This window comes from Streptomyces sp. C1-1 (assembly GCF_050214755.1).
GTDB lineage: Bacteria > Actinomycetota > Actinomycetes > Streptomycetales > Streptomycetaceae > Streptomyces.
In genome coordinates this window covers 4,878,667-4,903,193 of sequence record NZ_CP189826.1, presented here as the reverse complement: position 1 = coordinate 4,903,193, position 24,527 = coordinate 4,878,667, and the positions used below count along the sequence as shown (strand labels likewise).

At 70.4% G+C, this 24,527-nt stretch carries 16 protein-coding genes; 11 read left to right on the top strand and 5 right to left on the bottom strand.

Translation table 11 applies throughout. The features are described from left to right. The first annotated feature begins 74 nt into the window (after positions 1 to 74). The 6 genes from ACQF4J_RS22340 to ACQF4J_RS22315 all read left to right on the top strand — a co-directional run bounded on the left by ACQF4J_RS22340 (position 75) and on the right by ACQF4J_RS22315 (position 12,624). Positions 75 to 7,910, top strand: coding sequence for a ricin-type beta-trefoil lectin domain protein (locus ACQF4J_RS22340; RefSeq protein ID WP_427166645.1), 7,836 nt, complete (start codon positions 75 to 77; stop codon positions 7,908 to 7,910). Between the two features lie 139 nt (positions 7,911 to 8,049). Beyond that, positions 8,050 to 8,427: a hypothetical protein gene (locus tag ACQF4J_RS22335; RefSeq protein ID WP_351801418.1), complete on the top strand. Its 378-nt coding sequence runs from the start codon at positions 8,050 to 8,052 to the stop codon at positions 8,425 to 8,427. Positions 8,428 to 8,562: 135 nt separating this feature from the next. After that, a complete protein-coding gene (locus tag ACQF4J_RS22330) occupies positions 8,563 to 9,399 on the top strand; it encodes a hypothetical protein (RefSeq protein WP_427166643.1) in 837 nt (278 codons plus the stop codon). Positions 9,400 to 9,763: 364 nt separating this feature from the next. Continuing rightward, complete coding sequence (locus ACQF4J_RS22325; protein WP_351801414.1) at positions 9,764 to 10,267, top strand: hypothetical protein; 504 nt, start codon at positions 9,764 to 9,766, stop codon at positions 10,265 to 10,267. A gap of 133 nt (positions 10,268 to 10,400) precedes the next feature. After that, positions 10,401 to 12,218, top strand: coding sequence for a bifunctional metallophosphatase/5'-nucleotidase (locus ACQF4J_RS22320; RefSeq protein ID WP_351570911.1), 1,818 nt, complete (start codon positions 10,401 to 10,403; stop codon positions 12,216 to 12,218). 115 nt (positions 12,219 to 12,333) lie between these two features. Further along, positions 12,334 to 12,624, top strand: a complete 291-nt coding sequence (locus ACQF4J_RS22315) for a hypothetical protein (protein WP_351570914.1) — start codon at positions 12,334 to 12,336, stop codon at positions 12,622 to 12,624. A gap of 11 nt (positions 12,625 to 12,635) precedes the next feature. On the opposite strand, the gene ACQF4J_RS22310 is transcribed toward ACQF4J_RS22315, so the two are convergent. The 4 genes from ACQF4J_RS22310 to ACQF4J_RS22295 all read right to left on the bottom strand — a co-directional run bounded on the left by ACQF4J_RS22310 (position 12,636) and on the right by ACQF4J_RS22295 (position 18,025). Then, positions 12,636 to 13,286 carry a hypothetical protein gene (locus ACQF4J_RS22310; protein WP_351570916.1) on the bottom strand — a complete coding sequence of 217 codons (651 nt, stop codon included), beginning with the start codon at positions 13,284 to 13,286 and terminating at the stop codon, positions 12,636 to 12,638. Positions 13,287 to 13,361: 75 nt separating this feature from the next. Next, on the bottom strand, positions 13,362 to 15,848 hold the full coding sequence (locus ACQF4J_RS22305) for a dolichyl-phosphate beta-glucosyltransferase (protein ID WP_427166642.1): 2,487 nt from the start codon (positions 15,846 to 15,848) through the stop codon (positions 13,362 to 13,364). After that, positions 15,845 to 16,546 carry a GntR family transcriptional regulator gene (locus tag ACQF4J_RS22300; protein ID WP_351570922.1) on the bottom strand — a complete coding sequence of 234 codons (702 nt, stop codon included), beginning with the start codon at positions 16,544 to 16,546 and terminating at the stop codon, positions 15,845 to 15,847. Before ACQF4J_RS22300 ends, ACQF4J_RS22305 begins: the two co-directional genes overlap by 4 nt. Positions 16,547 to 16,669: 123 nt before the next feature. Next, a complete protein-coding gene (locus ACQF4J_RS22295) occupies positions 16,670 to 18,025 on the bottom strand; it encodes an aspartate aminotransferase family protein (protein WP_351570924.1) in 1,356 nt (451 codons plus the stop codon). Positions 18,026 to 18,244: 219 nt separating this feature from the next. Here ACQF4J_RS22295 and ACQF4J_RS22290 point away from each other — a divergent pair, with 219 nt between their 5' ends. Next, positions 18,245 to 20,227 (top strand): protein kinase domain-containing protein, encoded by a 1,983-nt coding sequence (locus ACQF4J_RS22290; protein ID WP_427166641.1) that lies wholly within the window; start codon positions 18,245 to 18,247, stop codon positions 20,225 to 20,227. Positions 20,228 to 20,316: 89 nt separating this feature from the next. Continuing rightward, positions 20,317 to 21,708 carry a M20/M25/M40 family metallo-hydrolase gene (locus tag ACQF4J_RS22285; protein ID WP_427166640.1) on the top strand — a complete coding sequence of 464 codons (1,392 nt, stop codon included), beginning with the start codon at positions 20,317 to 20,319 and terminating at the stop codon, positions 21,706 to 21,708. Between the two features lie 126 nt (positions 21,709 to 21,834). Here the strand turns inward: ACQF4J_RS22285 and ACQF4J_RS22280 are convergent, their stop codons facing one another. Then, the gene (locus ACQF4J_RS22280; RefSeq protein ID WP_351801402.1) at positions 21,835 to 22,584 is read right to left on the bottom strand and encodes an SLATT domain-containing protein; all 750 of its coding nucleotides are present in this window, start codon (positions 22,582 to 22,584) and stop codon (positions 21,835 to 21,837) included. Between the two features lie 273 nt (positions 22,585 to 22,857). On the opposite strand from ACQF4J_RS22280, the gene ACQF4J_RS22275 reads away from it, so the two are divergent. The 3 genes from ACQF4J_RS22275 to ACQF4J_RS22265 all read left to right on the top strand — a co-directional run bounded on the left by ACQF4J_RS22275 (position 22,858) and on the right by ACQF4J_RS22265 (position 24,527). Then, complete coding sequence (locus ACQF4J_RS22275) at positions 22,858 to 23,202, top strand: YbaB/EbfC family nucleoid-associated protein (RefSeq protein WP_200701697.1); 345 nt, start codon at positions 22,858 to 22,860, stop codon at positions 23,200 to 23,202. Positions 23,203 to 23,278: 76 nt separating this feature from the next. Continuing rightward, positions 23,279 to 23,878 (top strand): recombination mediator RecR, encoded by a 600-nt coding sequence (gene recR / locus ACQF4J_RS22270; RefSeq protein ID WP_351570935.1) that lies wholly within the window; start codon positions 23,279 to 23,281, stop codon positions 23,876 to 23,878. Continuing rightward, the gene (locus tag ACQF4J_RS22265; protein WP_351570938.1) at positions 23,871 to 24,527 is read left to right on the top strand and encodes a DUF5063 domain-containing protein; all 657 of its coding nucleotides are present in this window, start codon (positions 23,871 to 23,873) and stop codon (positions 24,525 to 24,527) included. The genes recR and ACQF4J_RS22265 overlap by 8 nt, the downstream gene beginning before the upstream one ends.

Here is a 24,527-nt window from a genome sequence, read left to right as displayed (position 1 = left end):
CCTGGATCACGCCGACCACGTGACCTTTCAGTCAACGGACCGCCAAGTCCGTGTCATACGGGGGTACTTCTCACGTGGGTGTGCGAAGAACGCTGACGCTTGTCTCCGCCCTGCTCGCGGCGATGGCGCTGCTGGTGACCGGTGCCGTTGCGCAGGACGGTGTCGGGCCGTACGTCTTCCACGGCGACATCTGGAAGCCGAAGCCGCTGCCCGAGACACCCACGGTGGGCGACCACGAGCTGAGCCGCCCGAAGTCGCTCCGTCCCCGTGGCTTCCACCCGCTGACCCGCTACACGGCGGCGAAACCCGCCTGGCCGCACGCCGGGTCACACACGGTCGACCTCAACGGCAAGCCGGCCAGGGCGGGCGCCCTGCCGGTGTGGGTGGCGTCCTCCGACAAGGCGAAGCAGCAGCGGGTCCAAGTTCGACTCGCTTCTCACGCACAGGCGTTGAGAGCCGGCGCCGACACGGGCCTACTGGTCGGGCTGGGCGGGGCCAAGTCCCCCGCCGCCAAGGTCAGCGTGGTCGTCGACTACTCCTCCGTCGCCAAGGCCTACGGCGGTGGCTACGGCTCCCGTCTCAGCCTCACTCGTCTTCCCGCCTGCGCCCTGACGACCCCGCAGCGCGCCGAGTGCCGTACCCGTACGCCTCTGAAGTCCGCCAACCGCGTCACCGCCAACCAGCTCACCGCCACGACCACCGCGGACTCGGCGATCGCCGTCACCTCCGGCAGTCGTGGCTCGCAAGGGGACTACTCGGCCACCTCGCTGACTCCGGAGGGGAGTTGGCAGGCCACCGGCACGGGCGCCTACACGTACTCGTACCCGATCGACATGCCGGCGGGCATCGGGGACACCGGCCCCTCGGTGGCGCTGTCGTACGACTCGCAGTCCGTCGACGGTGAGACCTCGGCCCGCAACTCGCAGGCCTCGTGGATCGGTGACGGCTGGAGTTACCAGCCGGGCTTTGTGGAGCGGCAATACCGTTCCTGCGGCTCCCTCCTCGACGCCGATGCCAAGAAGGTCGTCAAGGGTTCGGGTGACGAGTGCTGGGGCGGCGCCAACGCGACCGTCTCCTTCGGCTCGCACTCCGGTGTCCTGGTCCCGACCTCGTCCTCCGGAGTCCCGGGCGAGATCCGCGAATACCGGCTCCAGGGTGACGACGGCACTGTCGTACAGGAGCTGTCCGGAGCCGCCAACGGTCTGTACGACGGCACCTACTTCCGTGTTCTGACCACCGACGGCACCGCTGCCTACTTCGGCGCCGACCACTCGCCGAGCGGCCCCGGCACCAAGGGAGCGGCCGCCGACTCCGGCGACGACTCCACACACGCGGCCTGGGGTCTTCCGGTGCTGCATCCGCGCTCCTCCGACCCGTGCCACAGCGACACGGACGGCAAGAAGTCCCGTTGCGACAGGCCCGAGGGCTGGCGCTGGAATCTGGACTTCGTCGTCTCACCCAGCGGATTCGTGCAGCGCTACGACTACGCGACCGAGACCGGCTACTACGACCTCGGCGGTGGCCAGGCGGCGGCGACCGACGACAAGGACGACACCGGCACCCTCACCTCGTACACCCGCGGCGGCACGCTCACCTCGATCTCGTACGGCTACACCCTCGACGACGAACAGGCCGGCCGCACCCCGTCCGCGCAGGTGGCGTTCGCCTCCAAGCAGCGCTGTCAGACGACGTCATCCTTCACCGACTGCTCAGCCGGGAACCTGGATGACAACACGGCCCCGCACTGGCCGGACGTCCCCTGGGACCTGCACTGCGACTCGACCGACAAGACCAAGCTGCCGGACGACGCCACCAAGGTCCCCACGGACGTGTGTGTCACGTCGGCACCGACCTTCTGGTCCACCACCCGTCTGGACACCATCACGACGAAGGTGCATGTCAAGGACGGTGACACCGACAAGCTGGTGCCGGTCGACTCCTACGACCTCGGGCAGGTGTACTCCGACGCGGGCGGCGCGGTCGACCCGGTCACCGGCACCACCGTCGACCCGAAGGACGCGGGCTCGCTCCAGGCCGTGATGTGGCTGCAGTCCATCCGGCACACTGGCCGGGACACGTACGCGGGTGGGGACAAGGACATCACCCTCAACCAGGTCTCCTTCACCGGCACCGAGATCGACAACCGGGTGGACGACGACTCCCCGTCGGCGCCGCCGCTGTACCGCCCGCGCATCTCCAACGTGCAGACGGAGACCGGCGAGTCGATCACCGTCGAGTACAACCAGACGCCGTGCGCAGGCAAGTCGCTTGACATCAAGTCGGCCGACGCCAACACCAACTCCTGTTACCCCGTGTACTGGACGGTGCCTGGCGCCTCCAAGCCGATCGCAGACTGGTTCAACAAGACCACCGTCCACAGCGTCACCGTCGCCGACCTGACCATCGCCGCGCAGTACAACCCGGACGCCTCCAAGATCCCGGCGGGCTCCGAGGCGCATGTCTTCACCTACGCCTACTCGGGCGCCGCCTGGCACCGGGACGACTCCGACCTGACGGACGACCAGTACCGCACCTGGGACCAGTTCCGCGGCTTCCGCAATGTCACCGTGCGTACCGGCAAGGCGCCCGAGCCGGTGACCCAGGAGACCACCACCTACCTCCAGGGCATGGACGGCGACTACAAGGCCGACGGCAGCCGCCGCTCCGTCGGCCTGGATGCCACCGTCGGCGGCAAGACCGTCGAGACGGTCACCGACGTGAACCAACTCGCGGGCACCGCGCTGCAGTCGGACGTGTACACCGCGTCCGGCGGTACGGTGAACGCCTCCACCGTCAACGGCCCGTTCGACTTCACCACCACCGCGCACGCGGACCGCACCTCGTGGACGGCCTGGACCCAGGAGGACCATCCAGGGGAGACCAAACCGGACAAGGCGACCCTGCCCGACCTCACCGCGCGCCGGATCAAGTCCTCCCAGTCCCACGGCTACGCCCTGCTCGCCGACGGCACCTGGCGGCACACCCGTACCGACACCGACTACGACGACCAGGGCCGCGTGCAGACGGTCGACGCGCACGGCGATGCCTCCGTCGCCGCCCAGGAGAAGTGCACGACGACGGACTACGCGGCGCCCCCCTTGCTGGGCGCCAACACCATGCTGCTCGCCTACCCGGACCGGATCACCACGGTCTCCGGACCCTGCGGCACCAAGTCCGGCACCGACACGCTGCTGTCCGACAAGAAGATCTACTACGACGGTGATGGCTCCGTCACCGACCTCGGCTCCTACGGCACCCTCACCGAGCCCCACGTCACCGGCACCCAGATCGCCACCGGCATCGACGACGACGGCACCGAGAAGTGGCGTACCACCAGCGGCATGTCCTACGACGGTGCGGGCCGCGTCACCGACACCCTCGACACCACCGGCAACGGCACGCACACCGACTACCTGCCCAAGTGGAACGGCGCGGGCGGCAACACCAACCCGACGAAGATCGTCTCCACCAACCAGAAGCAGTGGAAGGTCACCTCGACCCTCGATCCGCTGCGCGGCCTGCCGCTGGAGAACGTCGACGTCAACGGTCGCGTCACCGACATCACGTACGACGCGCTCGGCCGCCGTACCGCCGTCTGGCTGCCCGGACGGGACAAGGCGACGCAGAGCGCGGACATGATGTTCACCTACTCGGTGAACCCCGGCGCAGTCCCGGCCCCCGGCGGCACGATCACCCAGCCCGGCGACCCGTCCTCCGTCACCACGCGCAGCCTGCGTGAGGACGGCACGTACTCGACCTCGGTCAGCATCTACGACGGGATGCTCCAGCCCCGGCAGGCCCAGACGACCGCCGACGGCGACTCGGACTCCGGCCGGATCATCTCCGACACGTTCTACGACTCCCACGGCTGGCCGAGCGCCTCCTACGCCCCATACTCGGAGCCGGACCACGCACCGTCCACGACCCTGTACGCGGCCAACGAGAACGAGATCCCGGCCGAGACCACCACCACGTACGACGGCCAGGGCCGCGCCACCACCAGCACCCTGTGGCACCAGGCCGTCAAGCAGTGGAGCACCACCTCCGCCTATCCCGGCGCCGACGAGACCGACACCACCCCGCCGGCGGGCGGATCCTCAACTGCCACCTTCACCGACGCCCTCGGTCAGACGGTCAAGTCCGTGGTGAAGAACACCGGCGCCACGGTCACCCTCAAGGGCGGCAGCATCATCCCGTCCGGCACCTCACTGACCTCCAGCTCCGTACGTCTGACCATGCAGGCCGATGGCAACCTGGTCCTCACCGCACTCGCCAGCGGCAAGACGGTCTGGTCCAGCGGTACGAACGGAAACCCAGGCGCCTACGCCCAGTTCGGCACCGACGGCAATCTCGCCGTGTACACCGCATCCGGCACCTCCAAGTGGAGCACCGGCCTCACCGCGACCTCCGGCGCCACGCTGCGCGTGCGCACCGACTCGACGCTCGTCGTCGTCGGCGGCGACGGCAGCACGGTGCTGTGGAAGCAGGGCACGGCAGGCGCCGTCCCGGCCGCCGACGCCACCACTCGCTACACCTACACACCGGCTGGGCGGCTCGACTCGGTCAGCGACAGCGCGGGCAACACCTGGTCGTACAAGTACGACCTGCTCGGCGAGAAGACCTCGCAGTCCGACCCCAACACGGGTACGACGAGCTTCGACCGGTACGACGTGCTCGGCAACCTCCTGCAGACCACAGACCCGCACGGCCAGGTGCTGTCGTACACCTACGACTGGGACAACCGGGTCACGGCCGAGTACTCGGCGCCGTGGTCCGCCACCCCGGACCCGGCGAAGCGACTGATCTCACGTGAGTACGACACGCTGGCCAAGGGTTATCCGACATCCTCAACCCGCTACGTCGGCGGCGTGAGCGGCAGCGCGTACACCGAGGCGGTCACCGGCTACAACACGGCGTACCAGCCGCTGGGTTCGACGCTGACGATCCCCGCCGCCGACGGCTTCCCGGGCACACCGGGCAAGGACAGCGGCACGGTCACGTACACCCTGTCGTCGACGTACACACCGAACGTCGGCCTGCTGGCGACGACCCAGTACCAGGCAGACGGCGGCCTGCCCGCCGAACGCATCGGCTACGGCTACACGCTCCAGGGCGCGCTGGACGGCTTCGGCGGCTACATCAACGCCGCCAACACGCCCTCGTACCTCGACGGCATCGTCCACGACCCCTTCGGCCGGGTGCTTCAGGCCAACTACGGCCCCACCGGCAAGGAGCTGGCGACCTTCGCCCAGTACGACGCGACGACGGGCCGCACGACCCAGACCAGCAGCATGGTGCAGACGTCCACCACGGCCCTGGACGTCGTCAACTACCGCTACAACCAGTCCGGTGAGCTCACAGCCACGGACGACCTCCAGGACAACACCACCCACGACACCCAGTGCTTCGCCTACGACTCGTTCCAGCGGCTGACCGCCGCCTGGACGGACACCGCCGGCGTCACCGGCTCCGGCACCGCGCCGGTGGGCGCGGTCGGCGGCTGCACCACGGCCTCCGTGCAGACCAGCGCGGCGCCGGTAAAGACGAAGACGGTCGGCGGTCCGGCGCCCTACTGGCAGACGTACACCTACGACCTGCTCGGCGACCGCACGGGCATGGTCGACCACGACACCACCGGCAACGCGGCCGCCGACACGACTCAGTCGACGTCGTACCCGGGCGCCGACGGCACGACGTCCATCGCACACGCGAACCAGGCGGGCGCGACGACGACCAGCAACCCGGGCACGGGCACGGCGACGCAGACCCCGTCGTACACGGACTCCTCCGGCAAAAACGCGGGCAACACGGTCAGCCGCGCGACAAAGACGACGGGCCTCCTTGCGACCGGCTTCACCCTCTCGGGGGGCGGCAAGCTGTGTGTCGAGGAGACGGGCTCCGGGGCGAAGGTCGACGTCGACACCTGCAGTTCATCGGCGGCAGCCCAGAAGTGGGCGATCGGTACCGACGGCACGGTGAAGGCGGGCGGGTTCTGCCTGGACACCGCGGGCAACGCGACCGCGTCCGGTACCGGTGTGGTCGCCGACACCTGCTCCACCGACGCCACCCAGAAGTGGCGCGTCACGTCCACCGGAACGCTGGTTAACGCGGCCAAGAGCACCCTGTGCCTGACCGACCCGGGCGCCAGCGCCACCAAGGGCACCCAGCTGACGGCCACGACCTGCGGCGGCAAGGGCCAGACGTGGTCGACGATCACTGCGGGCGCGCTGCCCGCGGGCCAGACGCAGACCTTCACCTACGACGAAGAGGGCAGGACCGCGACGGTCTCGACACCGTCCGGCACGACGAGCCGCACCAGCAAGTACCTGTACGACGCGGACGGCAGCCTGCTGGAGCAGACGGCGTCGGTGGGCGGTGCGGACAAGACGCGGGTGCTGTACCTCTTCGGCGGGGAAGAGCAGCTGACGCTGGACGTGGCGGCGAAGACGTGCACGGCGCTGCGGTACTACTCGGGCCCGGACGGGACGCGGGTGACCCGTTCCAGCTCAGGGGACGTCACCTACCAGGTGGCCAACTCCCAGGGCACGACGACGACTTCGGTCGCCGCAGACGATCTCGCGGTCACCCGCCGCTACTACGACCCGTACGGAAACCCGCGCGGCGCGAAGCCGTCGACGTGGGTGGCGGCGGACGAGAACCACGGCTTCCTGGGCAAACCGGCGGATTCGGTGACCGGGCTGGACCTGCTGGGGGCGCGGAACTACGACCCGACACTGGGCCGGTTTCTGACGCCCGACCCCCTGTTCCAGGCGGGCGACCCGAACCAGATGGGCGGGTACACGTACGCGGCGGACAATCCGGCGACCGGCTCGGATCCGACCGGATTCGATGACTGGTACCGCGACAAGGACATGAACCCGTGCGTCATCGACTGCAACACGCCGTCGCCGTCGCCGGCTCCTGCACCCACCAGCACCTCCAGCGGCAGCACGAACACCACCTCCGCCGCGGCGCCGTCGCCCGGAGTCACCCCGCCTGCGACACCACCCGACCCCAATGCCGGGCCCGACCTTCTCTACAGCACCTTCGAGGACATCGGACTGGCGATCCGCTCCTTGTCAGTCTGCGAGTTCTGGCTCACCGGAAGTGGACCGGACCACGACCAGGCCTGCCAAATAGCCGGCGGTGTCGTCTCCGGTGGAGGTCTGGAAGGCAGCGGCGTCGGAGCTCTCGAAGGCGGTGCCGTTGCGGGCGAAGGCGAGAGCGCCCTCGTCAGCACGGCCAGGGGTGCGGCCGACACCGACGCGGCCGCGGCAGCGGGCGCGGGCGCCAAGGCCGTCAACGAGGCAGCCTCCGACATGGAGGACCTCGCCGCCATGAAACGGGCGAACGCCCAGGCACAGGCCGAGGAGGCCGACGCGGCCGCGGCCAAGCCGAGTGCGCCACAAGCGGGGGCGTCGGGGACCAAGCCTGAGGCGGCGCCGCCCCGGGGCACGACTTCCCGTGGTGAGGCGGGCGAGAAGTCCAGACCTTCCTACGGATACCAGGCAGTGTCTCCAGCCAAGTGGAATCCGGACGAGCGCCTGGCCCGAGGGAATCTGCTCGCCAGCCAGGCGGCGGTCGCGAACCGGACGGCCAGGACTGCGGACCGGTCCTACGTGTCCGGAGTCCACGTCGAGACGGGCGAATTGGCCGTAGCCTCTTCGGGTCCCGGCCCCGGCGCCGCATGCGCGCTGACGTACTGCGCCGAAGGCAACGTGGTCCATCTGCTCGGCGGGGACTGGGAGAAGGTACGGTTCGGAACCGCCTACGTCGCAGTGCGTACAGACACAGGCCTTGCACCGGTGGGGAAGTACGTGTGCCCGAATTGCCAGCTGGACTACCCGCAAAGCAGTTTCGGTCCGGACGTCGTAGGACGGCCCGATGGTGCGTGGTACGACGAGCCGTAGGGTGCATTGCTGACAACTGTTCGGATCGCGAGGTGAAAGGTTGATGCAGGTGAGTCTCGCGCGTGCGGAGTTGGAGCGGCATGACTGGGACGCGCTCCGGTGTGGATGCGGTCAGTCTGCCGGGCATCTGCTCGCCACCTTGGAGACCATCCTTGCCGGGGGCGCCTCCGGTGCCGTGCGAAGTCTGGACGACCACGTGGTTGTCCAGTCCATTCTGATGCCCCCGGCGCCTGCGGTCTGCGCGGTCATCATGGCGCATCTGGCGGATGGCATGGCGGTGGCGCAGGAGCAGGAGATCCTGTGGCTGCTGCTGGCTCTGGTCGCGGGCGAGGTGGACGGTGATTCGGTGGAGGACAGTCTCCAAATACGCTGCGTGGAAACAGTCCGCGATGGGTTGTGGCTCCTCTACCGGGCGTTTCTTGATGCCAGTGGTCCCGTTTCCAAGGGATACGCCGACGATGTGTTGGACGTAGTGGAGTGGGATCCGGTGAGGCTGGAGCAGTACCGGCGTCGGTGAAACCTGAAGAGCGTCCCTAGTCCGCCAACCTGGGCTCGGCTGCGGTGATATGCCGGTCAACGGCTTCAAGCAGCCGCACTCTCCCCGTCTCCCCGCAGCCGGTCCCCTTCCCCGCGTGAAACGTGAGGTGACACCTTGGCGAATCATCCAGCCTTCGGTGATGTGCTGATCCGGCTCTTGAACCACCGTCGGACAGATGTCGCATGGTTGTCCTCCACGTCCGGCGTTCCGGAGACCGAACTCCGCTCGCTGCTATCGGGCACCCGGGCACAGGCATCGCAGCTCGACGGCCTCGCCGCCGCGTTCGGTCTCCACACCGCCGACCTCTGTGTGATCGCCGACATCCTGGCTCCGGCCCTTCCCACACCCCGGGATCCGGCTGCCGGGGCCGCGGTCGCGGACCTGGTCCAGATCACGATGGCATTGCCGTCGAATCAGAGAGCCCAAGTCCATTGGTTTGTGCATCAGTTGCCGAGCCAACTCGAAGAACGGCCGTGCGGCACGCCGTTGATCTATGACTGGCACTCGGCGGGCTTCGGCGCGATGCTCGCCAACCTGCTCTGCGCCAATCGGAATCTGCACTCATTGACCGCCGCGGCCAAGACGCTGGCCGTACTGACCGAAGGCCGCGTGTACCTGGCCGCCTCCACGATCAGCGGCATCGGTAGGGGCCGCGTTCCACTGAGCCCGGAGCTGGTGGCGGGCTTTGCGACCGCCCTCGGGATCCCGCGCGGTGACCTCGCCGCCATCACGGGGTTCGAACTCGCCGAGCCGCCGCGGTCCGACGATCCGTTGCCGGCGGAAATGGCAGGGCTGCTGTGGAACTGCCGACGCCTGACGGCGGTTCAGGTCGGGCGCGTGCGGGACGAGGCGGAGTCGATGCTTGTGCCGGTGCCTGACGACGCCTCTTCCGAGGAGTGGAACCGGGTCCGTCATCACGATGGGCGATGGTGGGGGGCGCCGAGGCAGTGAAAGGTCGGGCCTGGCTCCACCTTCAGCCTTTCGGTTCGCTCTGCTCGGGAGAGTTCTCGGCGGCCTACGGCATTCCGATCACGTACGCGCCCTTGGCCGGCAGGGGGCTACGAGCCCTCGCTTGCGGATTTCCACGACGGCCGACGTACGGTGCCGATGCTGACGCGATACAGGTCGGTCATGGCGCGTTCGCCGAGCAGGGCGGCCCCCTGCGGCAACTTGCCGGACGCGATATCCGTCTCGCTCGCGTCGGCCGGTACCAGAGCGATTTCCCCACCCGCGATTACTACGTGCCGGGTATCCCGCATGAGCCTGGCGGCGACTGGGACTGGTTGTACGGATGACGATCGAAGTGGAACCACACATGCGATTGATCGATGTGGAGATCGGTCGGTACGACTGGTCGGCGTTCGGGTGTGGATGCGGGAGAACGGCCGCGCACCTGGCCGACGACCTGAAGCTGCTCGCCGAAGCACAGTCCCGGGAGGAGGCGTGGGCTCTCCGCATCCACGACCATGCGCTGATCCAGTCGTTCCCGCAGGAGCCGGCGGCGCACGTCGTCGCCGTCTTGATTGCAGCTCTGTCCGGCGACCTGACTATCGGCGCGCGGGTCGTGTGTCTGGATCTGCTCCTCAGGCTCGTCGACACCGACGACGAGGACTCGGCGGAGACGTGCCAGGCCATCGCACGGTTGGGGATCTGGGGGCTGTACCGGGACCTGTGGTCCGGCGCCTCACGCGCCGTGGTCGGCTACGCCTACGAGATCCTGCGAGTGATCGAGACCGACCGGGAACGGCTGCGCGCCTGCCGGGACTCGGGGCGGGTCGCCCTGCCCGACGATCTCGTCGATCGGCCCGGGCCGAGCTGACTCATCTTTGAACTGGACATGGCCAATTCCTGGTTTTCCGGGCACCTGGGCAGAGGTCACGCTCTACGCGAGTAGCTCCCCACGCCCGAATCATCTACGCGCGTCGCGGCGCGCCAGCTTCCAGGAGCCCCGTATGCCCGTCAGTCCCATGAACCGCAGGGAGTTCGTGAAGAAGTCGGCCGTCACCGGCGCCGCCGTCGCCGCCGCCGGAGCGGTCGGCACCACCACCGCCGAGGCCGCCGACCGCACGCCCGGGAAGGCGCCGAAGACCTGGTCCTTCTCCATCCTGGGCACCACCGACCTGCACAGCCACGTCTTCGACTGGGACTACTACAAGGACGCCGCCTACAGCGACAAGGCCGGCAACTCCGTCGGCGTCGCCCGCGTCGCCACGCTCATCAACCAGCAGCGCGCGGCCAAGGGCGAGGAGCACGTCCTGCTCGTCGACGCCGGCGACATCATCCAGGGCACCTCCCTGGCCTACTACTTCGCGCGCGTCGCCCCGATCACGGGCACCGACGGCAGGCCCGGCCCCAAGCACCCGATGGCCGTGGCCATGAACCACATGCGCTACGACGCCGCCGCCCTCGGCAACCACGAGTTCAACTACGGCATCGAGGTGCTGCGCAAGTTCGAGCAGCAGTGCCGCTTCCCGCTGCTGGGCGCCAACGCCCTCGACGCCAAGACCCTGCGACCCGCCTTCCACCCGTACACCGTCAAGCGCATCTGCGTGCCGGGCGCGCCCGACATCAAGGTCGGCATCCTGGGCCTGACCAACCCCGGCATCGCGCTGTGGGACAAGGACAACGTCAGCGGGAAGATGGTCTTCCCCGGCCTGGTCGAGCAGGCGAAGAAGTACGTGCCGAGGCTGCGCGCGCTCGGCTGCGACGTCGTCTTCCTGACCGACCACTCGGGCCTCGACGGCTCCACGTCCTACGGCGACGCCCTGCCGTACGTGGAGAACGCCTCCAACCTCGTCGCCGAGCAGGTTCCCGGCATCGACGCGATCCTGGTGGGCCACACGCACGTCGAGGTGCCGTCGTACACCGTGAAGAACGCGGAGACCGGCGAGGACGTCCTGCTCTCCGAGCCGTACTGCTGGGGCTACCGGCTGAGCGTCTTCGACTTCGAGCTCGAACTCCACCACGGCCGGTGGAAGGTCACGAAGAAGACGGCCCAGACCCTCAACCCCAACACGGTGGAGGAGGACCCGGAGATCAAGAAGCTCCTGGAGGCCGACCACGAGCTGGTCGTGAAGTACGTCAACACGGCGGTCGGCACCTGCACCGAGGACCTCTCGGCGGCGGAGTCCTGCTGGAAGGACGTGCCGATCATGGACTTCATCCACCAGGTCCAGATGGACACGGTGAAGGCGGGCCTGTCCACGGGCGACGCGGCGCTGCCGCTGATCTCGGTGGCGGCGCCCTTCAGCCGCACCGCCGACATCCCGGCCGGCAGCGTCACCATCAAGGACATCGCCGGCCTCTACATCTACGACAACACCCTCTACGGCAAGAAGCTCACGGGCGCCCAGCTCAAGGACTACCTGGAGTACGCGGCGAAGTACTACCACCAGGTCCCGTCCGGCACGAAGGTCGACACCTCGACCGTGACCAACGCCAACAGCTTCTGGGACTACATGTACGACACCGCGGCCGGGGTCGACTACGAGATCGACATCGCGCAGCCGGAGGGGTCGAGGATCAAGAACCTCACGTACCAGGGGGCGGCGATCGCCGACGACCAGGTCTTCGTCGTCGCGGTCAACAACTACCGGGCGAACGGCGGTTCGGGCTACCCGCACATCGCCTCGGCGGACATCGCCTACAGCTCCACCAACGAGATCCGCCAGCTGATGATCGACTACGTGACGTCGAAGGGGACGCTGGACCCGAAGGACTTCGCGGTGACGAACTGGAAGCTGACGCAGGCCGGCACCCCGGTCTTCTGACCGCGGCGCGGAGGCCGAAGGGCGACCGGCGGTCCAGCCTCCGGTCGCCCTGTCAGGGCATATCGGGCTTACGATGTAAACACCGCGTATCGGTCTACAGAAGAAGGTGAGTGCGATGCGCGTGTTGCTCAAAGCGTCCATGAACACCGAGAAGGCCAACGACGTCATACGCAGCGGCAAGATGCCCCAGATGATGGAGGAGGCCCTCGGCAACATCAAGCCGGAGGCCGCCTACTTCACCCTCGACCACGGCGTGCGCACCGCCTACCTCGTCTTCGACCTCCAGGACAGCTCCCAGATGCCGGCCATGGGTGAGCCGTTCTTCCTGGACCTGGGCGCCGAGATCGACATGACTCCCGTCATGAACGCCGACGACCTGCAGAAGGGGCTCTCGCAGCTCCGGTAGGGGATGGCCGCTCAGCTGAAGACGATCATCGACCCCTGCGCCAGGCTCCGCGTCGCCGCCGCGTGCAGGCCCAGCCAGACGTGACGTTCGCGGGCGAAGGGACTGGGGTCGTACGGCGCCGGGACCGCCGGCTCCTCCAGCTCCGTGGGAGCGCGCGGCGGTTCCGGGGCGGCCGGGGGGTTGGCCGGGTCGATGCCGATCGCCGGGGCGACGTACTCCAGTTCCCGCAGCAGTGCCTGCGAGGAACCCAAGGGGCCGCCGCCGGACAGCAGCTCGTCGTTGGCCAGGGGCTGCGGGAAGTCCACCGGGACGTACGCGCCCGCGTGGTCGTAGTGCCAGACCAGGTGCGACTGCTGCGCCGTCGAGTCGAACATCTCCAGCAACTGCTCGTAGTCGCCGCCCAGATCGTCGACGGGGGTCACCGGCAGGCCGCAGACCTGCAGCAGATAGACGCGGCGCAGGAAGTGCAGCGCGTCGTAGTCGAAGCCGGCCACCGGGGCGACCTCACCGGACAGGCCCGGCATGTACTGGTACACCGGCACCGGCGGGAGACCGGCCGCGGTGAGCACGTCGTTGTACTGCGCGAGTTCGTCGGCGAAGGGATTGTCGGGGGTGTGGCACAACACGTCGACGAGCGGTACCAGCCACAGGTCACAGGCCAAAGAGGGCTCCCTAGCGAGGTGGTCAGTGAACGAAGGGTAGTCGGTGCGGCTCGGGCCGGGAGCGGGGCGTTCGGGTCAGGTGCCCTTGTGCAGGTCCCATACCCACACGCCGTCCACCCACTTCCCGTCACGGCCCATCAGTTCCCGCAGCGCCCTGCGCAGGGCGTCGGCGTGCGGCTGCGGCGCCACCACCAGCACTCCCGCCTTCCAGTACGCGAGGTCCCGCGCGGCCTGCGCCCGCCAGTTCTCGCCGATCTCGGGGACCACACCGGTGTCGCGGACATCACTGAACAGCTGCGAGGTGTAGCGCGGCGCGGCTCCGTAGATGCCCCTGCGCTCCTTGCCCCACGGACCGTTGAAGTAGCCGCCGGGAAGCCTGAAGCCGTAGTCCGCCTCCTCCTGCCAGCGCAGGGGCGTCGCGTCGCCCGCGTCGGGCAGCGGCACCGTGACGAGCGACTCGCCGCCGTGGACGTACGGCTTCCAGGCGCCGTCCGTGAAGAACGCCGGCGTCTCGGCACGGGCCACCGTCTTGAGAGGGGCCGGGACCAGGGGGAGCAGGGCGAGGCAGACGCCGAGCAGGCCCAGGTACTGCGTGCCCCGGTCACGGGTGGCCGCCAGACGCTCCAGCGCGAGGGCGAGCAGCATGCCGAGCGCCGGGGCGCAGACCATCGCGACCCGGCCCTCGATGACCGACTCGAACAGGGGCAGGTGGGCGAGGAGCGCCCAGGGGCCGGGGTAGGTCCGCTCCGTCATCGGGATGCGGAAGGTGGGCCCCAGCGAGAGCAGGGCCGCCCCGACCGCGGTGACGGCCAACGCCTTGACCAGGGCCCGGTCCCACAGCCGTACCGTGATCGCGAAGGCGAGGGCGACCAGGGGCCAGCCGTAGAAGGCGTTCTGCTCGGTGGGGTTCATCGACAGCGCGTTCGCGCGTTCCGCGCTGCCCGCGACCAGGGAGCGCTCGGCGAAGGAGAGCAGCGCGAGCGGGCTGTTGCCCGCGTTGTCGCCGTGCGGCATGTTCGCGTAGCTCTGCGGGCCGGTGAACTGCCAGATGAGGGCGTAGGCCACCAGGGGGAGACAGACCGCGGCGGCGATCCCCAGCCCTTTGAGCAGCGGGCGCCACACGGCCCTCGCCACATCCCCGCGTACGACGGCGTAGGCGGCGGCGAACAGCACCAGTCCGAGCGCCGCCAGCAGCAGCGGCTCCTCGCCGAGGAACATCTGGTACGCGGCCATCAGCCCCAGCACGACCCCGTCGCGGACCACCCGGCCGCCCTCGCACAGGCGCAGGGCGCGGTCCACGATCAGCGGGATCATGAACAGGACCACGAAGTTGGGGTGCGCGTTGGCGTGGCTGACCATCGGCGGCGCGAAGGCGGCCAGGCAGGCGCCGACGAAGGCCGCCGGGCGGTGCCGCACGACCCGCTTGACGATCAGCCGGTACCAGGCGAACCCGGTGACGGCCAGGCCCAGCGTCATCGCGACGGAGAGGGAGAGGGCCGGGCCCGCGAGGAGGGTGAGCGGGGCGAAGGGGACGGAGAGGCCGAGCATGACCGTGTTGGCCATGAGGTTCACACCGGCGGGGAAGTTCTGGGCGTCGGAGAAGAGCGGGTTGGCCAGGTGGGCGAGGTTGTGGGCGGTGACGCCGAAGAACCACTCCCACTGGTTCTGGTCCTGCAGGGAGTCGACGAGGTAGCGGTGGCCGGGGTCGAAGAGACGGCCCGAGTACAGGGCCATCGACATCAGCAGGAAGAGCAGGAGGGCGAAGAGGTCGGCCGGGCGCACGGAGCGGGCGCGCAGGCGGGTCAGTTCGGCGAGGGCGCGGACGTAGTCGAGGGCGCGCACCTTCGAGCCGGGCTGGTGGGACCAGCGGACGGGCACCTCGGTGACCTGCCAGTCCGCGCGGTGGAAGTGGTGCAGGACCTCGACGTCTATCGCCCAGCCGGCGACCTTGGAGACGGCGAAGGCCTCGCGGGCCCGCTCGCCCTCGAAGAGCTTGAAGCCGCACTGGGTGTCCCGTATGCCGGGGACGGTGCCGCTGCGTATCAGCAGGTTCCCGGCGCGGCCCAGCAGCCGGCGCACCGGATGCTGGCGCTCCCCGATCGTGGCGCCGGGCAGGGCACGGGAGCCGATCGCCGCCGAGTTGCCCTCGCCGAGCGCCTCGTCGAGCTTCTCCAACTCCTCGATGGGAGACGCGAGGTCGGCGTCCGTGACCAGCACGCGCCGGCCCCGGGTGGCGGCGACACCCAGCCGCAGGGCGCTGCCCTTGCCGCGGTGCCGGTCCGCGGCGACGAGCCGGACGCGGGGGTCGGCACGGCCGGCGACCACCTCACGCGTCCCGTCGCCGGACCCGTCGTCGGCGACGACCACCTCCCAGGTCTCCCAGCGCCCCCCGCTGTCGGAGAGGTAGCGGGTGACGGCGTCGAGCGTGCGCCCGAGCCGCTCCTCCTCGTCGAAGGCGGGGATGACCACGGAGAGGTCGAGGGGGGTGGCGGTCTCCCGTGGGCCGCTGCCGTCCCCTTCCTCTTCCCCGGCCGTCCGCTCCTCGCCGGCCAGGGCGCTCATCCGTTCGCCAGCCGTTCGATGAGGGCGAGGGCGTGGGCGTTGTACGCGTCGACGATCTCCCGCGCCGCCGGCAGGTCGCGCCGGGACAGCGCCTCGACCAGGTCGGTGTGGCCGGACCACAGGGCGCCGCGCAGATCGGTGAGCCGGCGCAGGTGCTGCACCGCGCACACCCAGGACTGCACCCGCAGACGATGCAGGAAGTCGGCCAGGTAGGGGTTGCCGAACAGGGCGCCCAGTTCGTGCCAGAAGCGCAGGTCGTAGCCGATCAGCACGGTGAGGTCGCCGGCCAGCGAGGCCCGCTGCGCCTCCTCGCCGCGGCGGCGCACTCCGGCGAGGACGGCGTTGGCGCGGGCGTCGTCCGGTGCGGGCAGACGGCCGGCGTCGGCCTCCAGGGCGTCGAACATGCCGTCGGTGACCAGGCTGCGGGCCTCGACGATGCGGCGGCAGTCGGCGACGGAGTACTCGTGGACGTGGAAGCCACGGTGCTGGTCGGCGTCCAGCAGGCCCTGGGCGGACAGGTCGACCAGCGCCTCCCGCACGGGCGTCGCGGACACCCCGTACTGCTCGGCGATCTCCTTGACCGTGAATTCCTGTCCCGGCTGGAGCCGTCCCGCCAGCACCTCGTCGCGAAGCGCGTCGGCGATCTGCTGCCGCAGGGTGCTGCGGGTCACGGCGCCGTTGCCGCTGCTGCCGGGCATCGTCGGGCGGTCTCCTCGGGGCGGTCGGGTGGCGTGCACATCCATATCTACGAGCACGCCACCTTACGCGTTCGGGATTCGCCCGTTTATCCGTGTGCCGGGTGCCCGCCGGCCACTTTCCGGCTACTGCGTGTACTCGTCGGCCACGGACAGCGCCGCGTCCAGGGCCGCGAAGCCCTCCTTCAGCTCGGCCTCGCTCACGTTGCACGGCGGCACGACGTGCGTGCGGTTCATGTTCACGAAGGGCCAGATGCCGTGCCCCTTGGCGGCGGCGGCGAAGGCGGCCATCGGGGCGTTCGCCTCGCCGGCCGCGTTGTAGGGCACCAGCGGTTCGCGGGTCTCCCTGTTCTTCACCAGCTCCAGCGCCCAGAACATGCCGACACCGCGGACCTCGCCGACGCTGGGGTGCCGCTCGGCGAGCTCCCGCAGGGCCGGGCCCACGACAGTCTCGCCGAGCCGCCGGGCGTTGTCCACGACGCCCTCCTCCGCCATGACGCCGATCGTCGCGACCGCGGCGGCACAGGCGAGCGGGTGCCCTGAGTAGGTGAGGCCGCCGGGGTAGGGGCGCTTGCCGAAGGTCTCGGCGATCTCGCCGCAGATGGCGACGCCGCCGAGCGGCACGTACCCGCTGTTGACGCCCTTGGCGAAGGTCATCAGGTCGGGGGTGACGTCGAACAGGTCGGCCGCGAACCACTCGCCGGTCCGTCCGAACCCGGCCATGACCTCGTCGAGGATGAAGACGATCCCGTACTTGTCGCAGAGCTCCCGCACCCCGGCGAGGTAGCCGGGCGGCGGCACCATGATCCCGGCCGTTCCGGGGACGGTCTCCAGGACGATCGCGGCGACGGTGCCCGGCCCCTCGAAGGCGATGGTCGTCTCCAGGTGCTCCAGCGCCCGCGCGGCCTCCTGCTCCTCGGTCTCGGAGTAGAAGCGCGACCGGTACAGGTACGGCGCCCAGAAGTGCACGACCCCGGCGGCGGCGGAGTCGGAGGCCCAGCGCCGGGGGTCACCGGTGATGTTGACGGCCTGCTGCGTCCCGCCGTGGTACGAGCGGTACGCCGACAGCACCTTCGCCCGCCCGGTGTGCAGCCGGGCCATCCGCACGGCGTGCTCGACGGCGTCCGCGCCGCCGTTGGTGAAGAAGATCTTGTCCAGATCCCCGGGGGTCCGCTCGGCGATCAGCCGCGCCGCCTCCGAACGTGCCTCGACCGCGAAGGCGGGCGCGAAGGTGGACAGGGTGGCGGCCTGCTCCTGGATCGCGGCGACGACCTTCGGGTGCTGGTAGCCGATGTTGGTGTAGACGAGCCCGCTGGTGAAGTCGAGGTACCGCTTCCCGTCGTAGTCCCAGAAGTACGACCCTTCCGCGCCGGCGACGGCGAGCGGGTCGATGAGCTCCTGCGCGGACCAGGAGTGGAAGACGTGCGCACGGTCCGCCGCCTTCACGGCGGCACCGGCCCGGGGATTCGGCTGAGGGGTCATGCGGGCGAGCGTAGGCAGTGCCGGGGGCGCGGCGACATCGGCGTCCTGTCTGTGGTCCGGGGGTTTCCGCGACAGGTTGTCGACATACGCGTCGACGTGCTCGAAAAGCCGGTCCGCCTGTTACGGAACCGTAGACACCGCTCCCGCCGCGGCCCCCTGTCCCCGCATTATCGTTGGCACACTGCACAGGGCTTATCGGGGGATTTCGGGGGGCCGGGGATGGAGAAGCTCGGGGCCGGCGATCCACGACGGATCGGGGCGTACCGGCTGCTGGCGCGGTTGGGCGCGGGCGGGATGGGGTTCGTGTATCTCGCGCGGTCGGACCGCGGCCGTACCGTCGCCGTCAAGCTGGTGCGCCGGGAACTGGCCGCGCAGGAGGAGTTCCGGGCGCGCTTCCGGCAGGAGGTGCAGGCCGCGCGGCAGGTCGGCGGCTACTGGACGGCACCCGTGCTGGATGCGGACACCGAGGCCGCCGTCCCCTGGGTCGCCACCGGATACGTCGCCGGGCCGAGCCTGCAGCAGATCGTCGGACACGACCACGGGGCGCTGCCCGAGCGGTCGGTGAGGATCCTCGCGGCCGGGCTCGCGCACGCGCTGAAGGACATCCACGCCGCCGGGATAGTGCACCGGGACCTCAAGCCGTCCAACGTGCTCGTGACGATCGACGGCCCGCGGGTCATCGACTTCGGGATCGCCCGGGCGCTGGAGACCGTGACCGACGGGGGGCTCACCCGGACCGGCGCGCTCGTCGGGTCGCCCGGCTTCATGGCGCCCGAGCAGGTGCGCGGCGACCGGATCACGCCCGCCTGCGACGTCTTCTGCCTCGGCTCCGTCCTGGCGTACGCCGCCACCGGCGCCCTGCCCTTCGGCGCCGCCAACAGCGGCGTGCACGCCCTGATGTTCCGCATCGCCCAGGAGGAACCTGACCTGGAGGGGGTGCCCGAGGGCATCGCCGACCTCGTACGGGACTGTCTGAAGAAGGACCCCGCCGCCCGGCCGACGCTGGACCAGGTCCTTCAGCGCACGGGTGCCGAGGACACCGTGCTGGGCGGACGCTCCAAGGATCCGTGGCTGCCCAGCGCCCTGGTGGCCCAACTCGGGCGGCACGCGGTGCAGTTGCTGGACACGGAGGACCCGGAGCGGACGGGGGAGGGGGCCTGGGCCGCGGCCGCCACGGCCGTCGACCCGTCCGCGGCGCCGTCCCTCGACAAGCCCGCGCCCGAGGTCCCGCCCGAGCACGCCCCCGCCACCGACGACGCGCCGGCACAGCCGGGGCCGGACACACCCGCCGGGTCGCCCCCGCCGGGGCAGTCGACCGGCGGCGCGCCCCTGAACCACCTGCCGACGGAGGTCGTGGGCCCGTCCGGCACGACACCCCCGCCCACCCCGCAGCCCCAGAGCCACCCCGCCTACGGTCACCCCCAACAGCCACAGCCCGGCCCGGGCAGCGCGCAGCAGCAGCCGGGATACGGCTACCCGCAGCAGCAGCCCCCCGGGTACGGGTATCCGCAGCAGCAGCCCCCCGCCTACGGCTATCCCCACCAGCCCGGCTCCTACGGCGCCCTCGGCTCCACCCCGCCGTACGGGCCCGGCCCCTACACCGGCCCGTCGACCACCGTCCCCCAGGAGGCGCCCCGCACAAGCGGGCGCTCCACGGCGGTGCTGATCGCCGTCGCCCTGGTCGTCGCGCTCGGCGCGGGCGGCTCGGTGTACGCCATCATGAACGGCGGCGGTGACGGCAAGGCCGACGACAAGCCGGGGCCGGGGCCCTCCACGAGCGCACCCACGACCCCCGGACCGACGACGCGGCCGCCCACGTCCGCCTCCCCGACGACGTCCGCACCCTCCGACGGCGCGGTGCCCGCCGCCTACCTCGGCACCTGGAGCGCCACGATCACCAACGCGGACGGCGAGAACACCCGCCGGCTCACCATCCAGCAGGGCAAGGTCGGCGACAACGTCCTCTCCCTCGTGGCCGACGGCCCCACCTCCAGCGGCAGCTACCACTGCGTGTTCCAGGCCGAGCTGACCCAGGACCCCGGCAGCGACGGCCCGCTGGAGCTCGGCCCCTCCATCGTCACGGTCGGCGACTCCGGCTACTGCAAGCCGGGCGACCCCACCGAGATCAGCCTGCTGCCCGACGGCAGCCTGGAGCGCGTGAACACCAGCAACGGGGAGAAGCTGAAGTACACCAAGGGCTGAGCGGCCGTGACCGGCACCGGTCCCACGCCCTTGTGCCGGCCTGGCGTGCCCATGACGATGGTGGGGTATCGGCAGACTCGGGAGGGCACATGCGTCCCACCAGGAGAACGGTCCTGACCGCGACGGCGGCGGCGAGCGCGGCCGCACTGGGCGCGGGAGCCGCCCCCGCCGAGGCCGCCGCCCCCGCGCCGCCACCGACGGCCCAGCACCCCTCGCGTGAACTCCGTTCCCTGTTACGGGAGGTGGATCCGGTCCGGATCGAGGCGAGGGTGCGCAGGCTGGTCTCCTTCGGCACCCGGCACACGCTCTCCGCCCAGGACGACCCCGCCCGGGGCATCGGCGCCGCCCGCGACTGGCTGCTGGCCGAACTGCGGTCGTACGCCGCCGAATCGGGCGGCCGCATGACCGTGGAGCTCCAGTCGTACGTCCAGGAACCGGCCTCCCGCATCCCCACCGCCACCCGCATCACCGACGTCGTGGCCACCCTGCGCGGCTCGGTGACACCGGAGCGCGTGTACGTCGTCTCGGGGCACTACGACTCCCGGGTCACGGACGTCATGGACGCCACGTCCGACGCGCCGGGCGCGGACGACGACGCGTCCGGGGTCGCGGTCGTACTGGAACTGGCGCGGGTGATGGCGAAGCGGCGGCCGGCGGCGACGATCGTGTTCGCGGCGGTGGCGGGGGAGGAGCAGGGACTGTACGGGTCGACGCACCTGGCCGAGCTGCTGAAGGCGGCCGGCACGGACGTGCAGGGGATGTTCACCAACGACATCGTCGGCAGTCCGACCGCCGACGACGGGACCGAGGACCCGCACACCATCCGGCTCTTCGCCGAGGGAGTGCCCTCCTCCGAGACCCCGGAACAGGCCGCGATCCGCAGGTCGGTGGGCGGCGAGAACGACTCGGCCACGCGCCAGCTGGCCCGCTTCGTCCGGGACGTGGCCGACAACGACGCCACCGGCATGCACGTTCGTGTCGTCTACCGCCGTGACCGCTACCTCCGCGGCGGCGACCACATCCCCTTCCTCGAACGCGCCTACCCCGCCGCCCGGTTCACCGAGCCCGCCGAGGACTTCGCCCACCAGCACCAGGACGTGCGCGTCGAGAACGGCAAGCAGTACGGCGACCTGCCGGAGTTCTGCGACTTCGGCTTCATCGCCCGGGTGGCCAGGGTCAACGCCGCCGCCCTGTGGACCCTGGCCCAGGCGCCGGGGACCCCGAAGGGGGTGAAGATCGTCACGTCCGCCCTGACCAACTCCACGACGCTGGTGTGGAGCCGCGGCACGGAGCCGGACCTGGCAGGGTACGAGGTCGTGTGGCGCGAGACGACGGCGCCGGAGTGGACCCATGTGATCCCGGTGGGCGACGTCACGACGTACGAGGTGGACCTGTCGAAGGACAACGTCTTCTTCGGCGTACGAGCACGCAACACCCGAGGCCTCCGCAGCCCGGTGGCCTTCCCGAGCCCGCAGACGTAAGCCACCCCGCAGACGCCGGGCACCTGCACGCCCTGAGGGGCGCGGGGAACTGCGCGACCAGCCACCCGCAGCCGCGAACGGCCCCGTACCCCCACGGCGACCAGGCATTCCCGCCCCGCCCCAAGGTCAGCGCGGCTCCGGCGGGCGCTGGCGCGGCATGTTCGGGCGGGAGTTCGCGCCGGGCGGCAGCGGCAGCCGCCCCTGCGCGCTCCCCGGCTCCTGCCGTCCCGCGCCCGCGCCCACCGACTGGATCCCCATCGGCGCCGATCCTGTGCGGAACTCCACCATCCAGTCGGCCGTCTCGGTCCGCACCAGCTCCGTCACGTCCTCCGCGAACCGCCGCAGCACCGCCAGACACCGCTCGGCGGCCTCCCCGGCGGTCCCCTCGGTCGGCCCCAGGACCTCGCGCACGCTCTCCGACGCCCACTCGAACTGCAGTGCCTGCAGTCGCCGCGTCACCGCCTGCGCCGTGGCCACGTCCCTTATCCACCCGGACGTCACCCCGAAGAACCGGTCCACGGCCACGCACGCCACGGCCAGCAGCAACGCCAGATACCCCCAGGTGGCACCGCCGTCGAGCACCCCGGTCAGGTCGAGCAGCGGCAGCGCGGCCCCGGTGATCGCGCCCACCGCCGTCCCGGCCCGCAGCGCCCGCGCGCCACGCCGTTTCCACACCCGGTCGGCGAGGTACCAGGCCGCCGTCTCCATCGCCCCGCGCTCCACCCACCGGTACAGCTCGTACAGCCGCTCGGCCGGCTCGCCCCAGTCCCCGAGCGGGAACGGCCGCCCGGCCAGATCGCCCGGCCGCAGCCCGGCCGCGCCCTCGCCCCGCCCGTCCTGAGGCGGACCCTCGGGCTGCATCTCCGGCTGACCCACCCGGCACTCCCTACTGATCCACTGATCCCGAACCGACGCCGACCGCTGACATTGCGTGACATTGGACGACGGCGCGGGACCCTTCCTACCGCCCAATGGGTGGCGAAGGCCCGTCTTTCGTCTCTTTTCCGCTCGCAAGGGGGCCTTGATCAGGTATGGGAGTCGCGGCGATCTCACTCGAAAGAGTGGCGGGGCGATGGCTGCGCGGACCACGTAGGCTCGTGCACAACGGATGAAGCACAACGGATGAAACGACGAAACCAGGAGCTGATCGTGATTCCCGGTGGTGGCCAGCCCAACATGCAGCAGCTGCTCCAGCAGGCCCAGAAGATGCAGCAGGACCTGCAGCGGGCGCAGGAGGAACTGGCGCAGACCGAGGTCGACGGGCAGGCGGGCGGCGGCCTGGTGCAGGCCACCGTCACCGGCTCCGGCGAGCTGCGCGCCCTGAAGATCGACCCGAAGGCGGTGGACCCGGAGGACACCGAGACCCTCGCCGACCTGATCGTCGCGGCGGTCCAGGCCGCCAACGAGAACGCGCAGGCCCTGCAGCAGCAGAAGCTCGGCCCGCTGGCCCAGGGCCTCGGCGGCGGCAGCGGCATCCCGGGCCTGCCGTTCTAGGAGCCCGGACCGCCTTTCTAAGCGGGGCCTCGGGCAACTACCGTACGAACTGAAAGACTCCAGGAAGGGCAGTCCGTTGTACGAAGGCGTGGTCCAGGACCTCATCGACGAGCTGGGACGGCTGCCCGGCGTCGGTCCCAAGAGCGCCCAGCGGATCGCCTTCCACATCCTGCAGGCGGAGCCGACGGACGTACGGCGCCTCGCCCAGGCTCTGATGGAGGTCAAGGCGAAGGTCCGCTTCTGCGCGACGTGCGGCAACGTCGCGCAGGAGGAGCTGTGCAACATCTGCCGCGACACCCGCCGCGACCCCTCCGTCATCTGCGTGGTGGAGGAGCCGAAGGACGTGGTCGCGATCGAGCGCACCCGCGAGTTCCGCGGCCGCTACCACGTCCTGGGCGGGGCCATCAGCCCCATCGAGGGCGTGGGCCCCGACGACCTGCGTATCCGAGAACTTCTCGCGCGGTTGGCCGACGGTACGGTCACGGAACTGATCCTGGCCACGGACCCGAATCTGGAGGGCGAGGCCACGGCGACCTACCTCGCCCGAATGATCAAACCCATGGGCCTCAGGGTCACCCGCCTGGCCAGCGGCCTCCCGGTGGGTGGCGACCTGGAATACGCGGACGAGGTGACCCTCGGTCGCGCCTTCGAGGGGAGACGACTCCTAGATGTCTGACGCCACGCTGCACGACGCGACGCAGGACCCGGACGACTTCGCGGTCCAGATCGCGGACCAGGTAGAGAGCTTCCTGGTGGCCGTCACGGAGGTGGCCAAGGGCGACGAGCCCGGCTCGGCCGTCCCCTTCCTCCTCCTGGAGGTCTCCCAGCTGCTGCTGGCCGGCGGCCGCCTCGGCGCGCACGAGGACATCGTCCCCGAGGAGCGCTACGAGCCGGACACGGGCCCGGACGCCGACGTGGACGAGCTCCGCGAGAACCTCGCCCGCCTGCTGGACCCGGTGGACGTCTACTCGGAGGTCTTCGACCCCTACGAGCCCCGCACGGCACCGGTGCCGGCCCGGCTCTCCGACGACCTCTCCGACGTCATCACCGACCTCCGCCACGGCATGGCCCACTACCGCGCCGGCCGCGTCACGGAGGCCCTGTGGTGGTGGCAGTTCTCCTACTTCTCCAACTGGGGCCCCACCGCCTCCGCCGCCCTGCGCGCCCTGCAGTCCGTCCTCATCCACGTCCGCCTCAACCAGCCCCTGGAGGAGCTGGACGGCCTGGACACCGACCAGAGCATGGGCGACGAGACACTCGAGTTCGAGGCGGGCAAGGTGATGGCGGAGGAGATCGCGGGTCCGCTGGGCATCAAGCGGGGCTAG